Source organism: Mameliella sp. LZ-28 (genome assembly GCF_012274245.1).
Classification (GTDB): Bacteria; Pseudomonadota; Alphaproteobacteria; order Rhodobacterales; family Rhodobacteraceae; genus Antarctobacter; species Antarctobacter albus.
Window position 1 is genome coordinate 191,884 of record NZ_JAANYX010000034.1, and the last position, 17,741, is coordinate 209,624.

Sequence of the window (17,741 nt, forward strand, 5' to 3'; positions counted from 1 at the left end):
GACAGAACTCCGCAACCTGGCCGATGAACCCGAAGATTTGCCCTAGCGGAGGCTGCCATGCCGTCCAGATACCCATCCTATGCCTATGTCGAGCCGATGGCGACCGGCGTCACCAATGCCGAGATCGAGGACCTGATAAACGACATGATGTCCCAGACACCCGGTCTGACCCTACGCGACGGCGGGCCGCTGGATCCCTTGTGCCGGGCCCTGAACGTCGACCTGGAATATTCAGGCCCCCCGCATGAGATCCTGCTGGACGTGCCGCTGGACCGAAAGGCCTGTATCTGGCTGCCCAAGATAAGCAAGCCGCGCCAGGACAGGTTCATCGCCGCGATGGGGGTCGGCTACTGGCTCATGCATGTCCCCACCACGCGCGAGGCACACCCGCGCTGCGGGATACAGGCGCTGCATCGCCCCGCCAACCGTGCCGCCCAGAAAGAGGCGATGCGCTTTGCCCGGATGCTGCTGATGCCGCGCGAGGAGTTCTGCAGCCTCTGGTACGAGGGGCGCGCGAACCTGGTCGCCGATACGCTGAACGTGCCGACGCAGGTCGTCTATGAACGCGCCGCCATGCTGGACATTCCGATGGAGGGCCCGGGGGGTCACAAGTACGAGTGGACGCCGCGCACCGATACGCCGACCAGCCCCTGACATGACCCGCACATCGCCGAACACAGGGAAGCCGCCAAAAAAGACAAAGGGCCGCCGCAGCGACCCCTTGTAGATTTCTGCCGGGACCTTGGTCCCGATGGCGCGCCGCAAAGGCGCGCGCCGGGATCAGGCGTTCACGCTGTCCTTGAGAGCCTTGGCAATGGTCACCTTGACCTGCTTGTCGGCTTCTTTCTTGAACTGCTCGCCCGTCGCGGGATTGCGCACCATGCGCTCGGGGCGCTCACGGCAATAGATCTTGCCAACGCCGGGCAGGGTCACGGCGCCGCCGCCGGCCACTTCGGCCGTGATGATCTCGCCGATTGCGTCCAGTGCCGCACCAGCCGTCTTCTTGTCCGCGTCCATCTTTTCAGCCAGTGCTGCCACCAGCTGCGTCTTGGTCATCGGTTTCGCCATTTCATGGTCTCCTTCACCGCCCGTCTCTACATTGGGCCTCTGATCCGACATAAAACCGGATATGGGGGTAAAACACAACGATTAGGGGCACGTCAGGCCCTTATATTGTGCATTTTGTGCCCGTTTCCGCTACGTCACAAGAACGCAGTTTCTTCGAAACTGCGCAGTTTCCGGCTGTGGATACGTTCCAGCGGCATGTCGCGCAAGGCTTCCATTGCACGAATCCCAATGCGAAGGTGCCGACTGACCTGTGATCTATAGAAATCCGAGGCCATACCGGGCAGCTTCAGCTCTCCGTGCAGGGGCCGGTCAGAGACGCAGAGCAGGGTGCCATAGGGCACCCGGAACCGGAATCCATTGGCCGCGATCGTGGCGCTTTCCATGTCCAGCGCGATGGCCCGCGACTGGCTGAGCCGTTTCACCGGCCCTGCGTTCTCGCGCAACTCCCAGTTGCGGTTGTCCAGCGAGGCCACAGTGCCGGTCCGCATCACGCGCTTGAGGTCGAAACCGCTCAATTGCGTCTCGGCCTCGACCGCGTCTTCCAGCGCGATCTGGATCTCGGCCAGCGCCGGGATCGGCACCCAGACCGGCAGGTCGTCGTCCAGCACCTTGTCCTCTCGCAGGTAGGCATGGGCCAGGACGTAATCCCCCAGAGATTGCGAGTTCCGCAGCCCCGCGCAATGCCCCACCATCAGCCATGCGTGCGGACGCAGCACGGCGATGTGGTCCGTCGCGGTCTTGGCGTTCGACGGCCCCACCCCGATGTTGACCAGCGTAATGCCCTGCTGCTTGCCCCGCTTGAGGTGATAGGTGGGCATCTGCGGCATCCGCTCGGGCGACAGCAGCGGCGCCTCCGGGTCGGTGATCTCGGCATTGCCGGTGCTGACAAAGCTGGTGTAGCCGCTGTTGGGATCGGCCAACATGGCACGGCCGTAGGCCTCGAATTCGTCGACGTAGAACTGGTAGTTGGTGAACAGGACGTGGTTCTGGAAATGCTCGGGGCCGGTCGCGGTGTAATGGGCCAGCCGCGCCAGCGAGTAATCCACCCGCTGCGCGGTGAAGGGCGCCAGGGGCAAGGTCCCATCCGCGGCGGGCTGCGCCTGGCCGTTGACGATGTCGTCGTTGGTGGTGGTCAGGTCCGGCACATCAAAGACATCGCGCAGCGCGAAATTGGCCGCGCCTTCCTGCGGGACGGTCACGTCCGGAAAATTGGCCACGGCGAAATGCACCGGCATGGGCGTCGTCGACAGGCCGATGCGGATCTTGACGCCGTGGTTGCCCAGCAACAGGCCGATCTGCTGCGACAGGTAGTTGCGGAACAGGTGCGGGCGCGTGACCGTGGTGGCATAGGTGCCCGGCTGCGTCACATGACCAAAGCTGAGCCGGCTGTCGATCTTGTCAAAGCGCGTCGTGGTCAGCCGGATCTCGGGGTAATAGGCCCGCAGGCGCACGCCCGGGTGCCCGTCCGACATCGCCTTGAGGAACCCGTCACGCAGGAAAATCGCCGCTGCGTCGTAGAGTTCGCACAGCCGCTCGACCGCCTGATCGGCGTCATCGTAGCTTTCCTGCCCCGGCACATCGGGCGTGACGATCTCTAGATTTTCCGCCGTGTCCTGCATCACCACCCCCTGATTTTGGCCGGAGGTTGACAGGTAAGTTCGCCGGGTTCAAGTTGGCGAAAAAGGTCATAGGTGCTGACATGGATTACGAGACCGTTTCGGCCGAGAATTTCGGCGGTTCCCTGCGCGGGATGGGCATCAACCTGCTGGTGCGCGACGTGCGCCGTCAATCCGCCATGCTGGAGGCCGTCTTTGGCATGACCGCACATCGGGTCAGCGCGGATTTCGCCATCATCCGCTATGGCGCAACCGTGTTCCAGCTGCATTCGGACGGGACGTATGCGGCCAATCCCTACCTGTCTTTCCTGCCCGAGGCAGGGCCGCGTGGCGCCGGGGCGGAACTGCGCCTGTACGACAGCGACCCCGACACGGCAGCGGAAAAGGCAGAGGCCAACGGGATGCTGATCCTGCAGCCGCCCACGGACAAACCCCACGGCCTGCGCGAGGCCTTTCTCATCTGTCCCGACGGCTATGCCTGGGTGCCGTCGCGCCCCCTCTGAGGCGTTGCGCGGGCAGGCCGGACAGCTATGATCGACATACGGCCCGACTATTGGCCAAGGGGATCCGATTGATGCTCGACCGTTTGATCATCGCCCTGACGGGCCTCGCCACCGCGGCCCTGCCTGCACTGGCACAGCAAGAGATCACGCGCCATGAGCGTATCGCGAACTGGGCGCTCTTCGAGGACCGCGGCTATTGCTGGATGGCCACGAACACGCGCCTGCCCGGCAACGACCGCCTGATGCTGACCGTGGACCTGGACGAAAGCGTGTCGATGTTCATCGATTTCGCTGATGGCACAATTTTCGACGACGCGGCCGATCACGCGCTGTTCCTGGGTCCGCGCAAGGTGCTGTTCCGCTCACGCGGGGAATGGGCCTGGACCTATCGCGATTCCCCCGAACGCCTGGTCGAAACCCTCCTTGAAAGCGCCGAGATCGGATTCGAGGTCCACCTCGCCGATGCGGGCGACATGGACGTCCTGAAAGGACATTGGAAGACCCGGGACGCACAGCTGGCCTACGACACGTTGCGTGCAAGCTGCGGGCGCTGATAGGGTCGCCCGGTAACGCTAACCGGGGGACCCTCATGAACGCACCGCAGAACATCGCCAACATCGACCATTGGCAGGAACGCGTGGATCTGGCCGCCGCCTTTCGCTGGACCGTCCGGCTGAACATGCACGAGGCCGTGGCCAATCATTTCAGCCTGTCGATCAACGAGGACGGCACCAAGTTCCTGATGAACCCCGACCGCAAGCATTTCTCGCGCATCAAGGCCTCGGACATGCTGGTGGTGGATGCCAACGATCCCGAAACCCTGAACCGCCCCGGCGCGCCGGACCCCACCGCCTGGGGCCTGCATGGCGGGCTGCACCGCGCCTGCCCGCACGCGCGTTGCGCGATGCACGTCCATTCGATCAACGCCACGGTGCTGGCCTGTCTCAAGGACAAGCGCCTGCCGCCGCTGGACCAGAACGCGGCGATGTTCTTCAACCGGCAGGCGGTGGATGACCAGTACGGCGGACTGGCCTTCGAGGAAGAGGGCAAGCGCTGCGCCGAACTGATGGCAGACCCCAAGGTCAAGACGCTGGTCATGGGCAACCACGGCATCATGGTGATCGGCGACACGGTGGCCGAGACCTTCAACCGGATGTACATGTTCGAACGCGCGGCCCAGGTCTATGTCACCGCGCTACAGACGGGACAGCCGCTGGACATCCTCAGCGACGAAGTGGCCGAAAAGACCGCCTGCGAGATCGAGGAATACCCCGGTGGCGATCATCACCACCTGGAGGAACTCAAGGCGATCCTCGATGAGGAAGGCTCGGACTACGCGACCTGAACGTCAGGTTTCGAGTGTCAGGCCCGGGTGAATGTCACCACCCGACTGAGATCCCTGGCATGCGGGCCGGAGGCCTCCGGCCCGAAGATACGGACTTCGCGCACGGCCAGATCGGCGATGCGCGGGCCCAGCTCCGCCAGGCGGGCGTCATAGCCCTTGGCCTCCCAGTGTTCCGCATTGATCGACAGCGCCACTACGCCGCCCGGCCGCACCACGCGCAGCACCTCGTCCAGAGCCTCGGGTCCGACATGGCCGTGTGTGAATGTGCCTGAACTGGCCGCACCCGCGTAGGCGCCGTCATCGACCGGCAGGGTTGCCAGCAGGTTGCCGGTGAACAGATGCGCATACAGCCGCTTGGTTCCGGCCACGTCCAGCATCTCTTGCGAGAGATCGGTGGCATCCACCGGGCCGATACCGCATGTCTTCAGGGCCGCCCCCAGAAGGCCGGTTCCGGCGCCAAGGTCCAGCACGGGCCCCTGTCCACCCACAGAGGCAAAAGCCTCTGCCACGTGCAGCGGCAGCATATAGTCCATGTCGACGGCAAATTCGTCGTCATAGGTCGCGGCCCAGTCGGCATAGAGCCTGCGGTTGTCGTCGGGGGTTTGCAGCGCGTAGGCCGCTTCCAGATCGGGATCATCCTGCATGGGTCCGGAGACTAAGCGCAGCCCGGCCTGCCTGTCTAGCGCGTCCGCAGCCCGGTTTCGTACAGCAGCCCCTTGCGCTTGGCCTCGTAGTAATAGCCCCGCGCATACCACTTGATCGAATTGTCCCAGTCCCCGTCCGCCACGATATAGGCGCCCTTGAGGTACTTCAGTCCGTATTTCAGATTGGTGTCCGCATCCAGAAGGTCACTGTTCTTGCCCTGGAACCCCATCGTGCGGGCGGTTTGCGGCAGGATCTGCAACAGGCCCCAATAGGGTCCGGCCCGCGCGGCGGGGTTGTGGGTGCTCTCACGGATGGCCAGCCGGTGGACCAGCCCACGGGGCAGCTCGTAGTGATCGGCCCAGCGGTTGATCTTGGCGCGCAGTTCCGGCGTCTCGTTCGGGTGCAGCGGGATCGCGCGCGGCGCGGGATCGGCTGCGACGGGGTCACGCCGTCCGGTCGAACAGGCGGCGACGGTGGCAAGAGCCGACAAAAGGAACAGGCGACGGGCCAGCATGCGAGTCTCTCCGAAAGGTGCGCGCTGTCGTAGCGCGCAGACCCGGCCCGCGCGAGTCCGCTGACGTCGCGTCGGCGAAAGCCCGCCGCGCAACCGCGGATCGGCGGCGCTGTGCCGACCGCCCCACGGGCCGCGACATCGCGTCAAGACTTGCATCTTGACGCGTGCGGCGCCACCTAGGGCGCATGACAAAGATCCTGCTTTCTCTTGGCCACGGATTTTCCGCACGGGCGCTGGCGCCGCTTCTCCTGTCCGAGGGGTGGGAGGTGATCGGCACGACGCGCGACCCGGCCAAGCTGGAGGCCATGCGCTCCACTGGCGTCACCGCGATCCTCTGGCAAGAGGACAGCGTGTCCGAGGCCCTGGACCGCGCGACTCACCTGTTGATGTCCGCCGCCCCCGACGCCGAGGGCGACCCGGCGCTGCGGCTGGTGGGCCCTGCCATCGCCGCGCGCGCGCCACGTATCGAATGGGCGGGCTACCTGTCGACCACCGGGGTTTACGGCGACCACCAGGGCGGATGGGTGACTGAGGACACGCCTCTCGACCCGGCCACGCGGCGCGGACAACTCCGGGTCGAGGCAGAGGCCGCCTGGGCCGCCGTCCCCGGCCTGCCCCTGCACATCTTCCGCCTTGCCGGCATCTATGGCCCCGGGCGCGGCCCCTTCGCCAAGCTGCGCAAGGGCACCGCGCGCCGCATCATCAAGCCGAACCAGGTCTTTTCGCGTATCCACGTCGAGGACATCGCGCAGGTCCTGCGGGCCTCCATCGCGCGGCCCAATCCGGGTGCGGCCTACAACCTGTGCGACGATGCCCCGGCCCCGCCGCAGGACGTGATCGCCTGCGCCGCCGAGATGCTGGGCTTGCCGATCCCGCCCGAAGTGCCCTTCGAGGAGGCGGAACTCAGCCCGATGGCACGCAGTTTCTACGGCGAAAGCAAGCGCGTCTGCAACGCGCGCATCAAGGAGGAACTGGGCGTGACCCTGCGCTATCCCGATTACCAGAGCGCGCTGGCGGCCATTCTTGCCGCCGAACAGGCGTCCGAAGGATGAAGGACGCCCAAGAGGCGCCGGACACCGAAACTGTGCGCAATCCGCAAAGCCTGGGCGACCTGCTCGAGGCGATGCGCCCCGAAGACGGCGCCGAGCGGATCTCTGTCGAGACGGTTCTCAGCCGCGTCGGCGACCAGTCCTTTGTGGCCGTGATCCTTGTCGTGGCCATCGTGCTGGTCTCGCCCGTGTCCGGTATCCCCGGCACGCCGACCATCGGCGCGCTGATCACCATCCTTGTGTCGACACAGGCGCTCTTGGGGCGGCGGCACCTCTGGCTGCCGAAATTCCTCTGCCGCCGCAGCATCAGCGCGCGGAAGATGAACCGCGCCATCAACTGGCTCAGCAAACCCGCCGGTTGGATGGACCGGCACAGCAGCGGGCGCCTGCGGCTGCTCAGCTCGCGCGCGCTGCGTCCCTTCGCCTTTGCCTCGGTGACGCTGATCGCGATTTCCTGGCCGATCCTGGAACTCCTGCCCTTCGTGACCTCGTTCTTTGCCGGGGCGGTGTCGATGATGATGTTCGGAGTGATGACCCGCGACGGCATCTACCTTCTGGCGGGCTATGTGCAGGCCGGCATACTGGTGCTGATCCTCGGCTCGATCTGGTCGGGCCTGATATGAAAACGGCGCCCCGGTGGGGCGCCGCGTGTTCCTGTCCGGAATGGCTGGCTCAGCTGCGGACCAGCTTCTCATAATCTTCCGAGATCTCGCGCGTCATCGCGCCAACCTCGAAGTTGAAGTCGCCGATCTGGCCCACGGGCGTGACCTCGGCGGCGGTGCCGGTCAGCCAGCACTGTTCAAAGCCTTCCATCTCTTCCGGCATGATGTGGCGTTCATGCACCTTGATCTGCTTGTCCTGCAGCATTCCGATGACGGTCTGGCGTGTCAGACCGTTGAGAAAGCAGTCGGGCTTGGGCGTGTGCACCTCTCCGTCCTTGACGAAGAAGATATTGGCGCCGGTCGCCTCGGCCACGTAGCCGCGGTAGTCCATGAACAGCGCGTCGGAACAGCCCTTGGCCTCTGCCGCGTGTTTCGACGTGGTGCAGATCATGTAAAGGCCAGCCGCCTTGGCATGGACCGGGATGGTTTCGGGCGAGGGGCGCTTCCACTTGGAAATGTCGAGCTTGGCGCCCTTCATCTTGGCGTCGCCATAGTAGTTGCCCCAGGACCAGGCCGCGATGGCCAGGCGAACCGGGTTGCGCGCCGAGGCGACACCCATGTCCGGTCCCGCGCCGCGCCATGCGACAGCGCGGACATAGGCATCGGTCAGCCCGTTGGCGGCAAGGACGGCCACCTTGGCGGCCTCGATCTCATCGACGGTATAAGGGATCTCGAAGTCCAGCTCGCGGGCCGAGAAATGCAACCGTTCCGAATGTTTGCGCGAAAGGAAGATCTTGCCGTTGTAGCACCGCTCGCCCTCGAAGACAGAGCTGGCGTAGTGCAGCCCGTGGGTCAGTACGTGCACATTTGCCGCCCGCCAGTCCACCATCTGACCATCCAGCCAGATCTTGCCGTCGCGATCGTCATATGCTCCATCTGCCATTTTCTCTCTCCTCATGCGCAGCGGGCCAAATTTTTCGATTGTTGCGCGATATGCGTCCGGAGCGGACATAAAGTTGCGCTAAATCTGCGACTCGCTACCAGTTGACTCTTGGAATGTCAACAAGGCTGACTTAAAATGGCGCAAAACCAGCAAGGGGCAGAGGGAACCATGTCAGAGGGGCGCAGCCCGCAGGGCGAGACCCTGCTTTTCCTTACCGACGAGCAGTTGCGACAGGGTGCAGAGGCGATGTTCTTTGCCTACCGGGGCTTTACCGCCGATCCAGACCGGATCCTGGACGGGCTCAGCTATGGCCGTGCACATCACCGGGCATTGCATTTCATCCATACCGCGCCCGGCACCACGGTGAACAACCTGCTGACGATCCTGGGCGTGACGAAACAATCGCTCAACCGCGTGCTGCGTACCCTGATCGAGGACGGCCTGGTGCAAAGCCAGGTCGGCCGCACCGACAAGCGAGAAAGGCATCTGTACCTTACCGAGGCGGGCGAGACGCTGGAACGCGAACTGTCAGATGCCCAGAGGAGCCGCATGCGCGCCGCCTTTCGCGATGCCGGCCCCGAGGCGGTCGCCGGATTTCGCCGGGTCCTGGAGGCAATGATGGACCCCGAACTGCGACGGCAGTACCACAAGCTGAGGGGAGGCAGGGGATGACCGAGAACGACGCGCATCTGCTGATCGTGGACGATGACGAACGCATCCGGGGACTGTTGCAGAAATTCCTGGTACGCAACGGTTTCCTGGTGACGGCGGCCCGCGACGCGGCGCATGCCCGGCGGCTGCTGTCGGGACTGGATTTCGACATGATCATCCTGGACGTGATGATGCCTGGCGAAGACGGCGTGAGCCTGACCCAGAGCATCCGCGAAACCTCTCAGACGCCGATCCTGCTGCTGACCGCCCGGTCCGAGACCGAGGACCGCATCAAGGGGCTGGAAGCCGGCGCCGACGATTACCTCGCCAAGCCGTTCGAGCCCAAGGAGCTCTTGCTCCGGATCAACGCGATCCTTCGGAGGATGCCGGAACCCAGCGCCGAGGATAGCGCGCCCAAACTGCTGACCCTGGGCGATTTCCGCTATGACATCGAGCGCGGCGAGATGTGGCAGGGGGAGGAGATGGTCCGCCTCACCGCCACCGAAAGCCAGCTGATGCGCATCTTTTCCGCCCGCCCGGGCGAGGCGCTGAGCCGCGCGAAACTGGTCGAGGAACTGGGCCGCGACAAGGGACAGGCCCAGGAACGCGCGGTCGACGTCCAGATCACGCGGTTGCGGCGCAAGCTGGAGGCCGACCCGAAACAGCCGCGCTACCTGCAGACGGTGCGCGGGGCGGGATACATGCTGGCGCCCGACTGACGGGTTGCGGCCCCGGGCGTTTCGCGGTTTGGTCGGGCGGAGTCGCGCCCTCCGGGCGCGTTTCTGAGTATTTTTGGAGAGAAGAAACAGGGGGGGCGCGATGACAACGGCACTTTTTACTCATGCGGATGCGCTGGATCATGTGACGCCCGAGGGGCACCCGGAGCGCGTGGCCCGGATCGAGCACCTGCTGCATGCGCTGGCGGGTTTGGACCTTGATCGTCGCAGCGCACCCGAGGTCGAGGAGGCGCAGCTGCGGCTGTGCCACCCGCAGCGGTATATCGATCGGATCCGCGGCGGCGTGCCGGACAGCGGGAATACCCAGCTGGATGCCGATACCTGGATGTCGCCGGGATCCTTCCGTGCAGCCTCGCGGGCGGCGGGAGCCGCCGTTGCGGCTGTGGACGCGGTGCTGGCGGGCGAGGTGGACAATGCCTTTTGCGCCATGCGACCGCCGGGTCACCATGCAGAAACAGAGACGCCGATGGGCTTCTGTTTCTTCGGCAACGTGGCCATTGCCGCGAAACATGCGCTGGAGACGCACGGGCTGAGCCGGGTTGCCGTGGTCGATTTCGACGTGCACCACGGCAATGGCACGCAGGACCTTCTGTGGGATGAGGCGCGCACACTGTTCATCGGCTCGCACCAGATGCCGCTCTGGCCCGGCACCGGCAGCGCGGAGGAACGCGGCGCCCATGACAACGTGCAGAACCTGCCCTTGCCGCCGGGATCGGGGGGCGCCGAGATGCGCGCGGCCTGGACCCCTGCCCTGTCGCGGATGCGCGCCTTCCGGCCCGAACTGTTGATCATCTCGGCCGGGTTCGACGCCCACCAGGACGATCCGCTGGCGCAACTGGAATGGACGGTCGAGGACTTCCGCTGGATCACGCGCGAATTGTGCGCGCTGGCGGCAGATGAATGCGGCGGACGCGTGGTGTCCTGCCTCGAAGGCGGCTATGACCTTGGCGCGCTCAGCGACAGCGGAAAGGCGCATGTGGAACTACTGATGGAGGCGGGCAGATGAGCGAAACCCCGGTCGAGGAAATGAGTTTCGAGCAGGCGATGGCCGAGCTGGAAAAGGTCGTGGGCCTGCTGGAACGCGGCGACGTGGCGCTGGAAGAGTCCATTTCGCTTTATGAACGCGGCGCCAAGCTGAAGAAGCGCTGCGAGGACAAGCTGAAGGACGCCGAGGAAAAGGTGGCGGCCATCACGCTGGACGGCGATGGCAACCCGGTGGGGACGAAGCCGGTCGAGGGGCTCTGATGGGCTTTCAGGACGGGCTGGCAGAGGCGGCCCGCACGATCGAGGATCACCTCCGGCACGTTCTGTCGGATTTGGGCGGCCTGCCGGTGGTGCAGGCGATGGGCTATGCTGCCGCGGGCGGGAAACGCCTGCGCGGCTATCTGGTGCTGGAAGGCGCGCGCATTCACGGCATAGCGCCTGCGCAGGCGATCTGGCCCGCCTGTGCCATCGAGGCGATCCATGCCTACAGTCTGGTGCATGACGACCTGCCCTGCATGGATGACGACGACATGCGGCGTGGGATGCCGACCGTCCACCGCAAGTGGGACGAGGCGACCGCCGTGCTGGCGGGCGATGCGCTGCAGACCCTTGGGTTCGAGCTGGTGGCCTGCCCAGACTGTCACCCGGACGCCGTGGTGCGCGCCGATCTCGCGCTCAGCCTGGCCCGGGCGGCGGGCGCGCGCGGGATGGTGCTGGGACAGGCGCTGGACATGGCGGCGGAACAGTCGGACACGCCCCTGAGTCTGGACCAGATCACCGCGCTCCAGGCGGGCAAGACCGGTGCGCTGTTCGGCTGGTCGGCCGAGGCCGGCGCGCGCATGGCGCGGGCCGACATCACCCCGCTGACGGGATACGCCCGCGCGCTTGGCCTCGCCTTCCAGATCGCCGACGACATCCTGGACGTCGAGGGCGATGCCACCCAGATGGGCAAGGCCGTGGGCAAGGACGCCGGCCGGGGCAAGGCGACATTCGTCAGCCTGCTGGGCATGGACGGGGCGAAACGCCGCGCCGAATCCCTTGTGACAGAGGCCTGCGACTGCCTATCTGTATACGGCAGCGAAGCTGGAAACTTGCAGGACGCCGCGCGCTTCGTTATTTCGCGCCGGACCTGACCAGACGGAGGGCGCCATGAGCGACCGGCCCCAGACCCCATTGCTCGACCGCGTTCAAGGCCCGGCCGATCTCAAGCATTTCTCGGATGCCGAGCTGGAGCAGCTGGCCGAGGAACTGCGCGCCGAGACGATTGCCGCCGTGTCGGAAACCGGCGGCCACCTGGGCGCGGGCCTGGGGGTGATCGAACTGACGGTCGCCCTGCACGCGATTTTCGATACACCCCGGGACAAGATCATCTGGGACGTCAGCCACCAATGCTATCCGCACAAGATCCTGACCGGGCGGCGCGATCGCATGAACACGCTGCGCCAGAAGGACGGGTTGTCAGGGTTCACCAAGCGATCCGAGTCGCCCTACGATCCTTTTGGTGCGGCCCATAGCTCGACCTCGATTTCCGCAGCCCTCGGCTTTGCCGTGGCGCGCGATCTTGGCGGTGTCTGCGACACGGGTCACGGCGATGCGATCGCGGTGATCGGTGATGGCGCCATGAGCGCCGGCATGGCCTTCGAGGCGATGAACAACGCCGGCCACCTGGGCAAGCGGCTGATCGTGATCCTGAACGACAACGAGATGAGCATCGCGCCGCCCACCGGCGCGCTGTCGTCCTATCTCAGCCGGCTTTATGCCGAGGCGCCGTTCCAGGACCTCAAGGCTGCCGCCAAGGGCGCCGTCTCGATGCTGCCCGAACCGTTCCGCGAGGGGGCCAAGCGGGCCAAGGAGATGCTCAAGGGCATGACCGTCGGCGGCACGCTGTTCGAGGAACTGGGGTTTTCCTACCTCGGGCCGCTGGACGGGCATGACCTGCACCAGTTGCTGCCGGTCTTGCGCACCGTGCGGCAGCGGGCGACCGGGCCGATCCTGCTGCATGTGCTGACCAAGAAGGGAAAGGGCTATTCCCACGCCGAGCACGCCCCGGACAAGGGCCACGCGCGGGCCAAGTTCGACGTGGTCACGGGCAAGCAGAAAAAGGCGCCCTCGAACGCGCCGTCCTATACCAAGGTCTTTGCCCAGGCGCTATTGCAGGAGGCGGCCGAGGACCCGCGCATCTGCGCGGTGACGGCGGCGATGCCCGATGGCACCGGGTTGGACCTGTTCGCGGAACGCTACCCCTCGCGCTGCTTCGACGTGGGCATCGCGGAACAGCATGGTGTGACCTTTTCCGCGGGGCTTGCGGCGGGTGGCATGCGGCCCTTCTGCGCGATGTATTCGACGTTCCTGCAGCGCGGATATGACCAAGTGGTGCATGACGTTGCGATCCAGCGCCTGCCGGTGCGCTTTGCCATCGACCGTGCCGGGCTGGTCGGGGCCGACGGGGCGACCCACGCGGGGTCTTACGACGTGGCCTACCTGGCGAACCTGCCGGGGTTCGTCGTCATGGCAGCCGCCGACGAGGCCGAGCTGAAACACATGGTCGCCACCGCCGCGGCGCATGACAGCGGCCCCATCGCCTTTCGCTATCCACGCGGTGAGGGCATGGGTGTCGAGATGCCCGAGCGTGGCGAGCTTCTGGAAATCGGCAAGGGCCGGATGATCCGCGAGGGCAAGGGCGTGGCAATCCTGTCCTTCGGTACGCGGCTGAAAGAGGTGCTGGAGGCCTGCGAGGCGCTGGAGGCGCGCGGCGTTTCCCCCACCGTTGCGGATGCGCGCTTTGCCAAGCCGCTGGACCGGGATCTGATCCTGGGCCTGGCGCGAGACCATGACGCGCTGATCACCATCGAGGAGGGCGCGGTAGGCGGCTTTGGCAGCCACGTCGCGCAGCTATTGGCCGAGGAAGGCGTCTTTGACACCGGGCTGAAGTACCGTTCGATGGTGCTGCCCGACATCTTCATCGACCAGGCCAGCCCACGCGACATGTACGCCGTTGCCAAGCTGAACGCCGAGGACATCGAGGCCAAGGTGCTGGCCACCCTGGGCGCCGCGGTTCTGGACAAACGCGCCTGACGATCAAGACCGGAAACCGGACCTGACGCGCGATGCTACAACATCGCGCGCAGCATCGCCGTGTTGGTCTGGATCACCGCGTTCAGTTCCGTCATGCGGGCAAGGCGTTGCTCGATACCCTTCTGGCAGGCATCCAGTTGCTCGACGATCCCCTCCAGCTCCTTGCGCGACTCCGACAGGCTGGCGCTTTCGATCTTGCACATCATCCGGGTCGAGCTGAGGCCCGTAACATACCGTTTCATGTCCAGGACGCTGCGGGCGAAACGCTTGGCCTCGGCCTCTACCCGCACCAGAGATGCCACGGTTTCGTCCAGGAATTTCTGACGATGGGCGGCCACTTCCGCCATCTCCACCTTGGCATCCATGCAGTCGGGATAAAGCGCCGCATTGGTGTCGAAACATTCGATCATCTCGTGTTCGACCGCAGTCGCGAAACCGAGGAACTGGCCGCACAGGATAGCGTCGCGCATCCGGGCAAAGACGCATGCGTCGCCGTCGACAAAGGTCTTTACCCAAGTCGACATCTCTTCGAGCATCTGGCTGTAGTTCACCGATATCGCGCTGATCGCGCCGCCGGCGTTTTCCAGCCGCGAGGCGATGATCCGCATGTTCATCGGCACCGTGCGGATCACCTTGAACGACTCCGTGAGGTCTGCGGTTTCCACCCCGACCTGCGCAATCGCCCGCGACATTTCCAGAAACCGCCGCTGCAGCGGGTCGATCCCCTGCCCGGTCGCAGTGGCGCGCGCCTCGAACTCGGTCGCAAGCGCGTGGCTCTGGAAGGTGTCGTAGCTGGAAAACCCCTGTGCCCTTATGACGGCCAGCAGCGCCTCGGCACTGTCCCTCGGGCTCAACCCGTCTTCCTTTTCGCGGCTCAGCAGATCGGCATACAGGCCCGACACCGTGGCAAAAAGCTCCGAACTTGGCTTGATCCGGGTCGAGATATACCCACCGTCCGCGGGAGAGACGAGCGCGAAGACCCAGTAGTACCGGCCGGTCTTGCTGCGGTTCTTGACGTAGGCCCCGGTGGGCTTGCCCGCCTTGATCCGATCCCACAGCAGGTGAAAGACCCCCTTGGGCATGTCCGGATGCCGGATCAGCTTGTGCGGCGCGCCAAGCATCTCTTCCCAGGGATAGGCGGCGACACGCTGGAACACACAGTTGCCCGCCTTGATGATGCCGCGCTCATCGGTGCGGGAGTAGAACAGTTCCGTCAGGTGAAACTGGGCCTCGGCGGCGGCAAAATTCGACTCGGCGGCAAAGCGCGGGTTGTGTTCCGTCATTGGTCAATCCTGGGGCAACAGGGCGTCAGGCAGAACACCGGCACGACGCCATTGAAGTGGGGAAAGACGGGGCCGTCCTGGCACGTCATGTCTAGATCATCGACCGCAACAGAGCGGTGTTGTTCTGGATCACGGCATTGAGGTCCATCACCCGGGCAAGGCGATCCTCGATTTCCTGCTGGCAGCTGTCCAGCTGTTCGACGATCCCGGCCAGAGAGCTGCCTGATTCCGACAGGCTGGCGCTTTCGATCTTGCACATCATCCGTGTCGAGCTGAGCCCGGTGACATAGCGTTTCATGTCGAGGACGCTGTGGGCAAAGCGCCGCGCCTCGCGTTCCACAGACGACAGCCTGTCGATGGTCTGCTGCATGAACCGCCGTTCATGTTCCGTCAGTTCGGCAATCTCGCGCGCGACGTCGATGGTGTCCGGATAGGCGTTCTGGCTGGTGCCGAAGCCGGTGATCATCTCGCGTTCGACGGCCGAGGCGAAACACAGGAACTGCCCCATGAAAATGGCACTGCGGATATGGGCAAAGACGCAATCGTCCCCTTCGACGAAGGTCTTGACCCAGGTCGACATCTCTTCGAGCATCTGGCTGTAGTTGACTGAAATCGCGCTGATCGGGCCTCCGACGTTTTCCAGCCGCGAGGCGATGATCCGCATGTTCATCGGCACTGTACGGATCGCCTTGAAGGCCTCGGTCATCTTGTCGGCCTCGTCCCAGACCTCGGCAATGGCACGCGACATGTCGACGAACCGCTGCAGCATCGGGTCCAGCGAACGCCCCATCTGGCGCGAACGGGCCTCAAACTCCGTCGCCAGAGCGTGGCTCTGGAAGTTGTCATAGGTGGCAAAACCCTGGTCGCGGATCCACTTCTGCAAGGTCTCGGCACTGTCCGCGGCGCTCATGCCGTCCTGCTCGTGCTTGAGCATCCCTGCATACAGCGCCTCGACCTCGGCCCGGAGGGAAGAGACCGGCTTGATCCGGCTCGAGATGTAGCCATCCTCGGTCGGCGCCACCAGCGCGTAGACCCAGTAGAATCGCCCGCAGATCCGCCGATTCTTGACATAGGCCCCGGTCGGCTTGCCCGCCTTCAACCGTTCCCAGAGCATGTGAAACACGCCCTTCGGCATGTCCGGGTGGCGGATCAGCTTGTGCGGGGCGCCAAGCAGCTCTTCCCATTCATGTCCCGCGACACGCTGGAACACCTCGTTGCCCGCCTTTATCACCGCCCGCTTGTCGGTGCGGGAATAGAAAGCCTCGTTCACCTGGAACGTGGCCTCTGATTTGGACACCCCGGACGGGAATGCGGGATCGAGTTCGGACATGGGCGCGCCTCCTGCTTGGGGCGACCCTAAAACGCAAACCCTTTTCGAATCCTGAACGCAAACGCGCGGCACCGGGGTGCCGCGCGTCCGATTTTCGTTGGATTTGATCCTTAACCCGGGCTCATACCCCGCATCTTCTCCGACCGGCGGCGCAGGATCTCGACCGTGGTCAGCAGCATGATCGAGATCGCGACAAGGATCGTCGCAACCGCCAGGATCGTCGGGCTGATCTGTTCCCGAAGGCCGGTGAACATCTGCCAGGGCAACGTCTGCTGCTGGGCAGAGCCGACGAAGATCACAACCACCACCTCGTCAAAGGAGGTGATGAAGGCGAACAGGCCACCCGAAATCACCCCTGGCAGGATCAGCGGCATCTGCACGCGGAAGAAGGTCGTGACCGGGTCCGCGCCCATATTGGCCGCCGCTCGCGTCAGCGAACGGTCGAAGCCCACCAGTGTCGCGGTGACGGTGATGATCACGAAGGGAATGCCAAGCGCGGCATGGGCCAGGACCACGCCCATCAGAGTCCCCTGCAGGCCGATCCGCGAGTAGAAGAAGTACATGCCGGCGGCCGAGATGATCAGCGGCACGATCATCGGCGAAATCAGGATCGCCATGATCGCGCGACGGAACGGCACATGTTCCGAGCTGAGGCCGATGGCAGCCAGGGTGCCGAAGCTGACAGACAGCAACGTCGCCAGCGGCGCGATGATCAGCGAGTTGCGCAGTGCCTGTTGCCATTCCGACGAGGTAAAGAAGTCGCGGTAATGCTTGAGGCTGTAGCCCTCGGGGTCGAACCGCAGCATCTCCGGCGTGAAGGTAAAGAAATCCTCGGCGTTGAACGACAGCGGCATGACCACGAGGATCGGCGTGATCAGGAAGACGAAGATCGCGCCGGCGATCACGCGGAAACTGTATTCCCACAGCACCTGCCCGGAGGTCAGGTAGGGCGGCAGCGGGACGCGGTGACGCCCCATGCCGATCCAATAGGTGAACCAGCCAAAGAACCAGCCAAAGATCGCACCGACCACGAGGCCCGGCAGGCCACCGAGCAGGTAGCCGGCCACCGCCATGACGGCAATCAGGACCAGCTTGAAGGTCTTTTCCAGTTTCGGGTCCAGCACGGCCAGCGCGACAAAGGCCAGCGCGGCCAATATCAGGAACCCCAGCAGGATGCCCATCAGGACCGATCCGTTGGCGGCCCCGACGAAGACCCCGGCAAAGCCCCCTGCTGCCCCGACCACGGGGGCAGAAAACTGGATCGGCTGTTTGACGGCTTGTGTCTCGACGGCCATTGCTCAGCGCTCCTGCGTCTTGGGCGCGGACATTGCGCGCGCCTTTTCGATTGCCGCCCGCATCACGTGCGGACGGAATTCGGTATCGGGCTGTTCCAGAA

At 64.8% G+C, this 17,741-nt stretch carries 20 protein-coding genes; 12 read left to right on the top strand and 8 right to left on the bottom strand.

Going from position 1 to position 17,741, the window contains the following annotated elements:
* Nucleotides 1-57 precede the first annotated feature (57 nt).
* The gene (locus G9Q80_RS21060) at nucleotides 58-654 is read left to right on the top strand and encodes an ImmA/IrrE family metallo-endopeptidase (RefSeq protein ID WP_088715230.1); all 597 of its coding nucleotides are present in this window, start codon (nucleotides 58-60) and stop codon (nucleotides 652-654) included.
* Nucleotides 655-780: 126 nt separating this feature from the next.
* Here G9Q80_RS21060 and G9Q80_RS21065 read toward each other — a convergent pair whose 3' ends face one another.
* A complete protein-coding gene (locus G9Q80_RS21065) occupies nucleotides 781-1,068 on the bottom strand; it encodes an HU family DNA-binding protein (protein ID WP_043136303.1) in 288 nt (95 codons plus the stop codon).
* Nucleotides 1,069-1,202: 134 nt separating this feature from the next.
* On the bottom strand, nucleotides 1,203-2,687 hold the full coding sequence (locus G9Q80_RS21070; protein ID WP_088715229.1) for an AMP nucleosidase: 1,485 nt from the start codon (nucleotides 2,685-2,687) through the stop codon (nucleotides 1,203-1,205).
* An 80-nt stretch (nucleotides 2,688-2,767) separates the two neighbouring features.
* Here G9Q80_RS21070 and G9Q80_RS21075 point away from each other — a divergent pair, with 80 nt between their 5' ends.
* From G9Q80_RS21075 to G9Q80_RS21085, 3 genes are all read left to right on the top strand, one after another.
* Nucleotides 2,768-3,187: a VOC family protein gene (locus G9Q80_RS21075; protein ID WP_088715228.1), complete on the top strand. Its 420-nt coding sequence runs from the start codon at nucleotides 2,768-2,770 to the stop codon at nucleotides 3,185-3,187.
* A gap of 71 nt (nucleotides 3,188-3,258) precedes the next feature.
* Entirely contained in the window at nucleotides 3,259-3,741 is a 483-nt protein-coding gene (locus tag G9Q80_RS21080) for a hypothetical protein (protein WP_088715227.1), read from the top strand.
* Between the two features lie 35 nt (nucleotides 3,742-3,776).
* Nucleotides 3,777-4,532, top strand: a complete 756-nt coding sequence (locus G9Q80_RS21085) for a class II aldolase and adducin N-terminal domain-containing protein (RefSeq protein ID WP_088715226.1) — start codon at nucleotides 3,777-3,779, stop codon at nucleotides 4,530-4,532.
* Between the two features lie 17 nt (nucleotides 4,533-4,549).
* On the opposite strand, the gene G9Q80_RS21090 is transcribed toward G9Q80_RS21085, so the two are convergent.
* Nucleotides 4,550-5,176: a class I SAM-dependent DNA methyltransferase gene (locus tag G9Q80_RS21090; protein ID WP_088715225.1), complete on the bottom strand. Its 627-nt coding sequence runs from the start codon at nucleotides 5,174-5,176 to the stop codon at nucleotides 4,550-4,552.
* Between the two features lie 35 nt (nucleotides 5,177-5,211).
* On the bottom strand, nucleotides 5,212-5,691 hold the full coding sequence (locus G9Q80_RS21095; RefSeq protein WP_052244208.1) for a transglycosylase SLT domain-containing protein: 480 nt from the start codon (nucleotides 5,689-5,691) through the stop codon (nucleotides 5,212-5,214).
* 185 nt (nucleotides 5,692-5,876) lie between these two features.
* On the opposite strand from G9Q80_RS21095, the gene G9Q80_RS21100 reads away from it, so the two are divergent.
* Nucleotides 5,877-6,743, top strand: a complete 867-nt coding sequence (locus G9Q80_RS21100) for an SDR family oxidoreductase (RefSeq protein WP_088715224.1) — start codon at nucleotides 5,877-5,879, stop codon at nucleotides 6,741-6,743.
* Nucleotides 6,740-7,363: an exopolysaccharide biosynthesis protein gene (locus G9Q80_RS21105; protein ID WP_088715223.1), complete on the top strand. Its 624-nt coding sequence runs from the start codon at nucleotides 6,740-6,742 to the stop codon at nucleotides 7,361-7,363. Before G9Q80_RS21100 ends, G9Q80_RS21105 begins: the two co-directional genes overlap by 4 nt.
* A gap of 49 nt (nucleotides 7,364-7,412) precedes the next feature.
* Here the strand turns inward: G9Q80_RS21105 and G9Q80_RS21110 are convergent, their stop codons facing one another.
* Nucleotides 7,413-8,285 (bottom strand): branched-chain amino acid aminotransferase, encoded by an 873-nt coding sequence (locus tag G9Q80_RS21110; RefSeq protein WP_043136279.1) that lies wholly within the window; start codon nucleotides 8,283-8,285, stop codon nucleotides 7,413-7,415.
* Nucleotides 8,286-8,453: 168 nt separating this feature from the next.
* On the opposite strand from G9Q80_RS21110, the gene G9Q80_RS21115 reads away from it, so the two are divergent.
* The 6 genes from G9Q80_RS21115 to dxs all read left to right on the top strand — a co-directional run bounded on the left by G9Q80_RS21115 (nucleotide 8,454) and on the right by dxs (nucleotide 13,732).
* Nucleotides 8,454-8,957, top strand: a complete 504-nt coding sequence (locus G9Q80_RS21115) for a MarR family winged helix-turn-helix transcriptional regulator (RefSeq protein WP_043136758.1) — start codon at nucleotides 8,454-8,456, stop codon at nucleotides 8,955-8,957.
* Complete coding sequence (locus G9Q80_RS21120; protein ID WP_069209215.1) at nucleotides 8,954-9,655, top strand: response regulator; 702 nt, start codon at nucleotides 8,954-8,956, stop codon at nucleotides 9,653-9,655. Before G9Q80_RS21115 ends, G9Q80_RS21120 begins: the two co-directional genes overlap by 4 nt.
* Nucleotides 9,656-9,755: 100 nt before the next feature.
* The gene (locus G9Q80_RS21125; protein ID WP_088715222.1) at nucleotides 9,756-10,679 is read left to right on the top strand and encodes a histone deacetylase family protein; all 924 of its coding nucleotides are present in this window, start codon (nucleotides 9,756-9,758) and stop codon (nucleotides 10,677-10,679) included.
* Complete coding sequence (locus G9Q80_RS21130) at nucleotides 10,676-10,918, top strand: exodeoxyribonuclease VII small subunit (RefSeq protein ID WP_043136271.1); 243 nt, start codon at nucleotides 10,676-10,678, stop codon at nucleotides 10,916-10,918. Before G9Q80_RS21125 ends, G9Q80_RS21130 begins: the two co-directional genes overlap by 4 nt.
* Nucleotides 10,918-11,790 carry a polyprenyl synthetase family protein gene (locus tag G9Q80_RS21135; protein WP_088715221.1) on the top strand — a complete coding sequence of 291 codons (873 nt, stop codon included), beginning with the start codon at nucleotides 10,918-10,920 and terminating at the stop codon, nucleotides 11,788-11,790. Before G9Q80_RS21130 ends, G9Q80_RS21135 begins: the two co-directional genes overlap by 1 nt.
* Nucleotides 11,791-11,806: 16 nt before the next feature.
* Entirely contained in the window at nucleotides 11,807-13,732 is a 1,926-nt protein-coding gene (dxs, locus tag G9Q80_RS21140; RefSeq protein WP_088715220.1) for a 1-deoxy-D-xylulose-5-phosphate synthase, read from the top strand.
* Nucleotides 13,733-13,767: 35 nt separating this feature from the next.
* Here dxs and G9Q80_RS21145 read toward each other — a convergent pair whose 3' ends face one another.
* From G9Q80_RS21145 to G9Q80_RS21155, 3 genes are all read right to left on the bottom strand, one after another.
* Nucleotides 13,768-15,015, bottom strand: a complete 1,248-nt coding sequence (locus G9Q80_RS21145; protein WP_088715219.1) for a PAS domain-containing protein — start codon at nucleotides 15,013-15,015, stop codon at nucleotides 13,768-13,770.
* A 91-nt stretch (nucleotides 15,016-15,106) separates the two neighbouring features.
* Nucleotides 15,107-16,345, bottom strand: a complete 1,239-nt coding sequence (locus tag G9Q80_RS21150) for a PAS domain-containing protein (protein WP_088715218.1) — start codon at nucleotides 16,343-16,345, stop codon at nucleotides 15,107-15,109.
* A 110-nt stretch (nucleotides 16,346-16,455) separates the two neighbouring features.
* Complete coding sequence (locus tag G9Q80_RS21155) at nucleotides 16,456-17,640, bottom strand: ABC transporter permease (RefSeq protein WP_088715217.1); 1,185 nt, start codon at nucleotides 17,638-17,640, stop codon at nucleotides 16,456-16,458.
* Between the last annotated feature and the right edge of the window lie 101 nt (nucleotides 17,641-17,741).

Bases quoted from the DNA above. Each gene is read 5' to 3' on its own strand.
- G9Q80_RS21065 (WP_043136303.1), bottom strand. From the start codon at position 1,068: ATGGCGAAACCGATGACCAAGACGCAGCTGGTGGCAGCACTGGCTGAA.
- G9Q80_RS21080 (WP_088715227.1), top strand. From the start codon at position 3,259: ATGCTCGACCGTTTGATCATCGCCCTGACGGGCCTCGCCACCGCGGCC.
- G9Q80_RS21155 (WP_088715217.1), bottom strand. From the start codon at position 17,640: ATGGCCGTCGAGACACAAGCCGTCAAACAGCCGATCCAGTTTTCTGCC.
- G9Q80_RS21110 (WP_043136279.1), bottom strand. From the start codon at position 8,285: ATGGCAGATGGAGCATATGACGATCGCGACGGCAAGATCTGGCTGGAT.
- G9Q80_RS21070 (WP_088715229.1), bottom strand. From the start codon at position 2,687: ATGCAGGACACGGCGGAAAATCTAGAGATCGTCACGCCCGATGTGCCG.
- G9Q80_RS21150 (WP_088715218.1), bottom strand. From the start codon at position 16,345: ATGTCCGAACTCGATCCCGCATTCCCGTCCGGGGTGTCCAAATCAGAG.
- G9Q80_RS21095 (WP_052244208.1), bottom strand. From the start codon at position 5,691: ATGCTGGCCCGTCGCCTGTTCCTTTTGTCGGCTCTTGCCACCGTCGCC.
- G9Q80_RS21115 (WP_043136758.1), top strand. From the start codon at position 8,454: ATGTCAGAGGGGCGCAGCCCGCAGGGCGAGACCCTGCTTTTCCTTACC.
- G9Q80_RS21125 (WP_088715222.1), top strand. From the start codon at position 9,756: ATGACAACGGCACTTTTTACTCATGCGGATGCGCTGGATCATGTGACG.
- G9Q80_RS21090 (WP_088715225.1), bottom strand. From the start codon at position 5,176: ATGCAGGATGATCCCGATCTGGAAGCGGCCTACGCGCTGCAAACCCCC.
- G9Q80_RS21120 (WP_069209215.1), top strand. From the start codon at position 8,954: ATGACCGAGAACGACGCGCATCTGCTGATCGTGGACGATGACGAACGC.
- G9Q80_RS21085 (WP_088715226.1), top strand. From the start codon at position 3,777: ATGAACGCACCGCAGAACATCGCCAACATCGACCATTGGCAGGAACGC.
- G9Q80_RS21145 (WP_088715219.1), bottom strand. From the start codon at position 15,015: ATGACGGAACACAACCCGCGCTTTGCCGCCGAGTCGAATTTTGCCGCC.
- G9Q80_RS21105 (WP_088715223.1), top strand. From the start codon at position 6,740: ATGAAGGACGCCCAAGAGGCGCCGGACACCGAAACTGTGCGCAATCCG.
- G9Q80_RS21075 (WP_088715228.1), top strand. From the start codon at position 2,768: ATGGATTACGAGACCGTTTCGGCCGAGAATTTCGGCGGTTCCCTGCGC.
- dxs (WP_088715220.1), top strand. From the start codon at position 11,807: ATGAGCGACCGGCCCCAGACCCCATTGCTCGACCGCGTTCAAGGCCCG.
- G9Q80_RS21130 (WP_043136271.1), top strand. From the start codon at position 10,676: ATGAGCGAAACCCCGGTCGAGGAAATGAGTTTCGAGCAGGCGATGGCC.
- G9Q80_RS21135 (WP_088715221.1), top strand. From the start codon at position 10,918: ATGGGCTTTCAGGACGGGCTGGCAGAGGCGGCCCGCACGATCGAGGAT.
- G9Q80_RS21060 (WP_088715230.1), top strand. From the start codon at position 58: ATGCCGTCCAGATACCCATCCTATGCCTATGTCGAGCCGATGGCGACC.
- G9Q80_RS21100 (WP_088715224.1), top strand. From the start codon at position 5,877: ATGACAAAGATCCTGCTTTCTCTTGGCCACGGATTTTCCGCACGGGCG.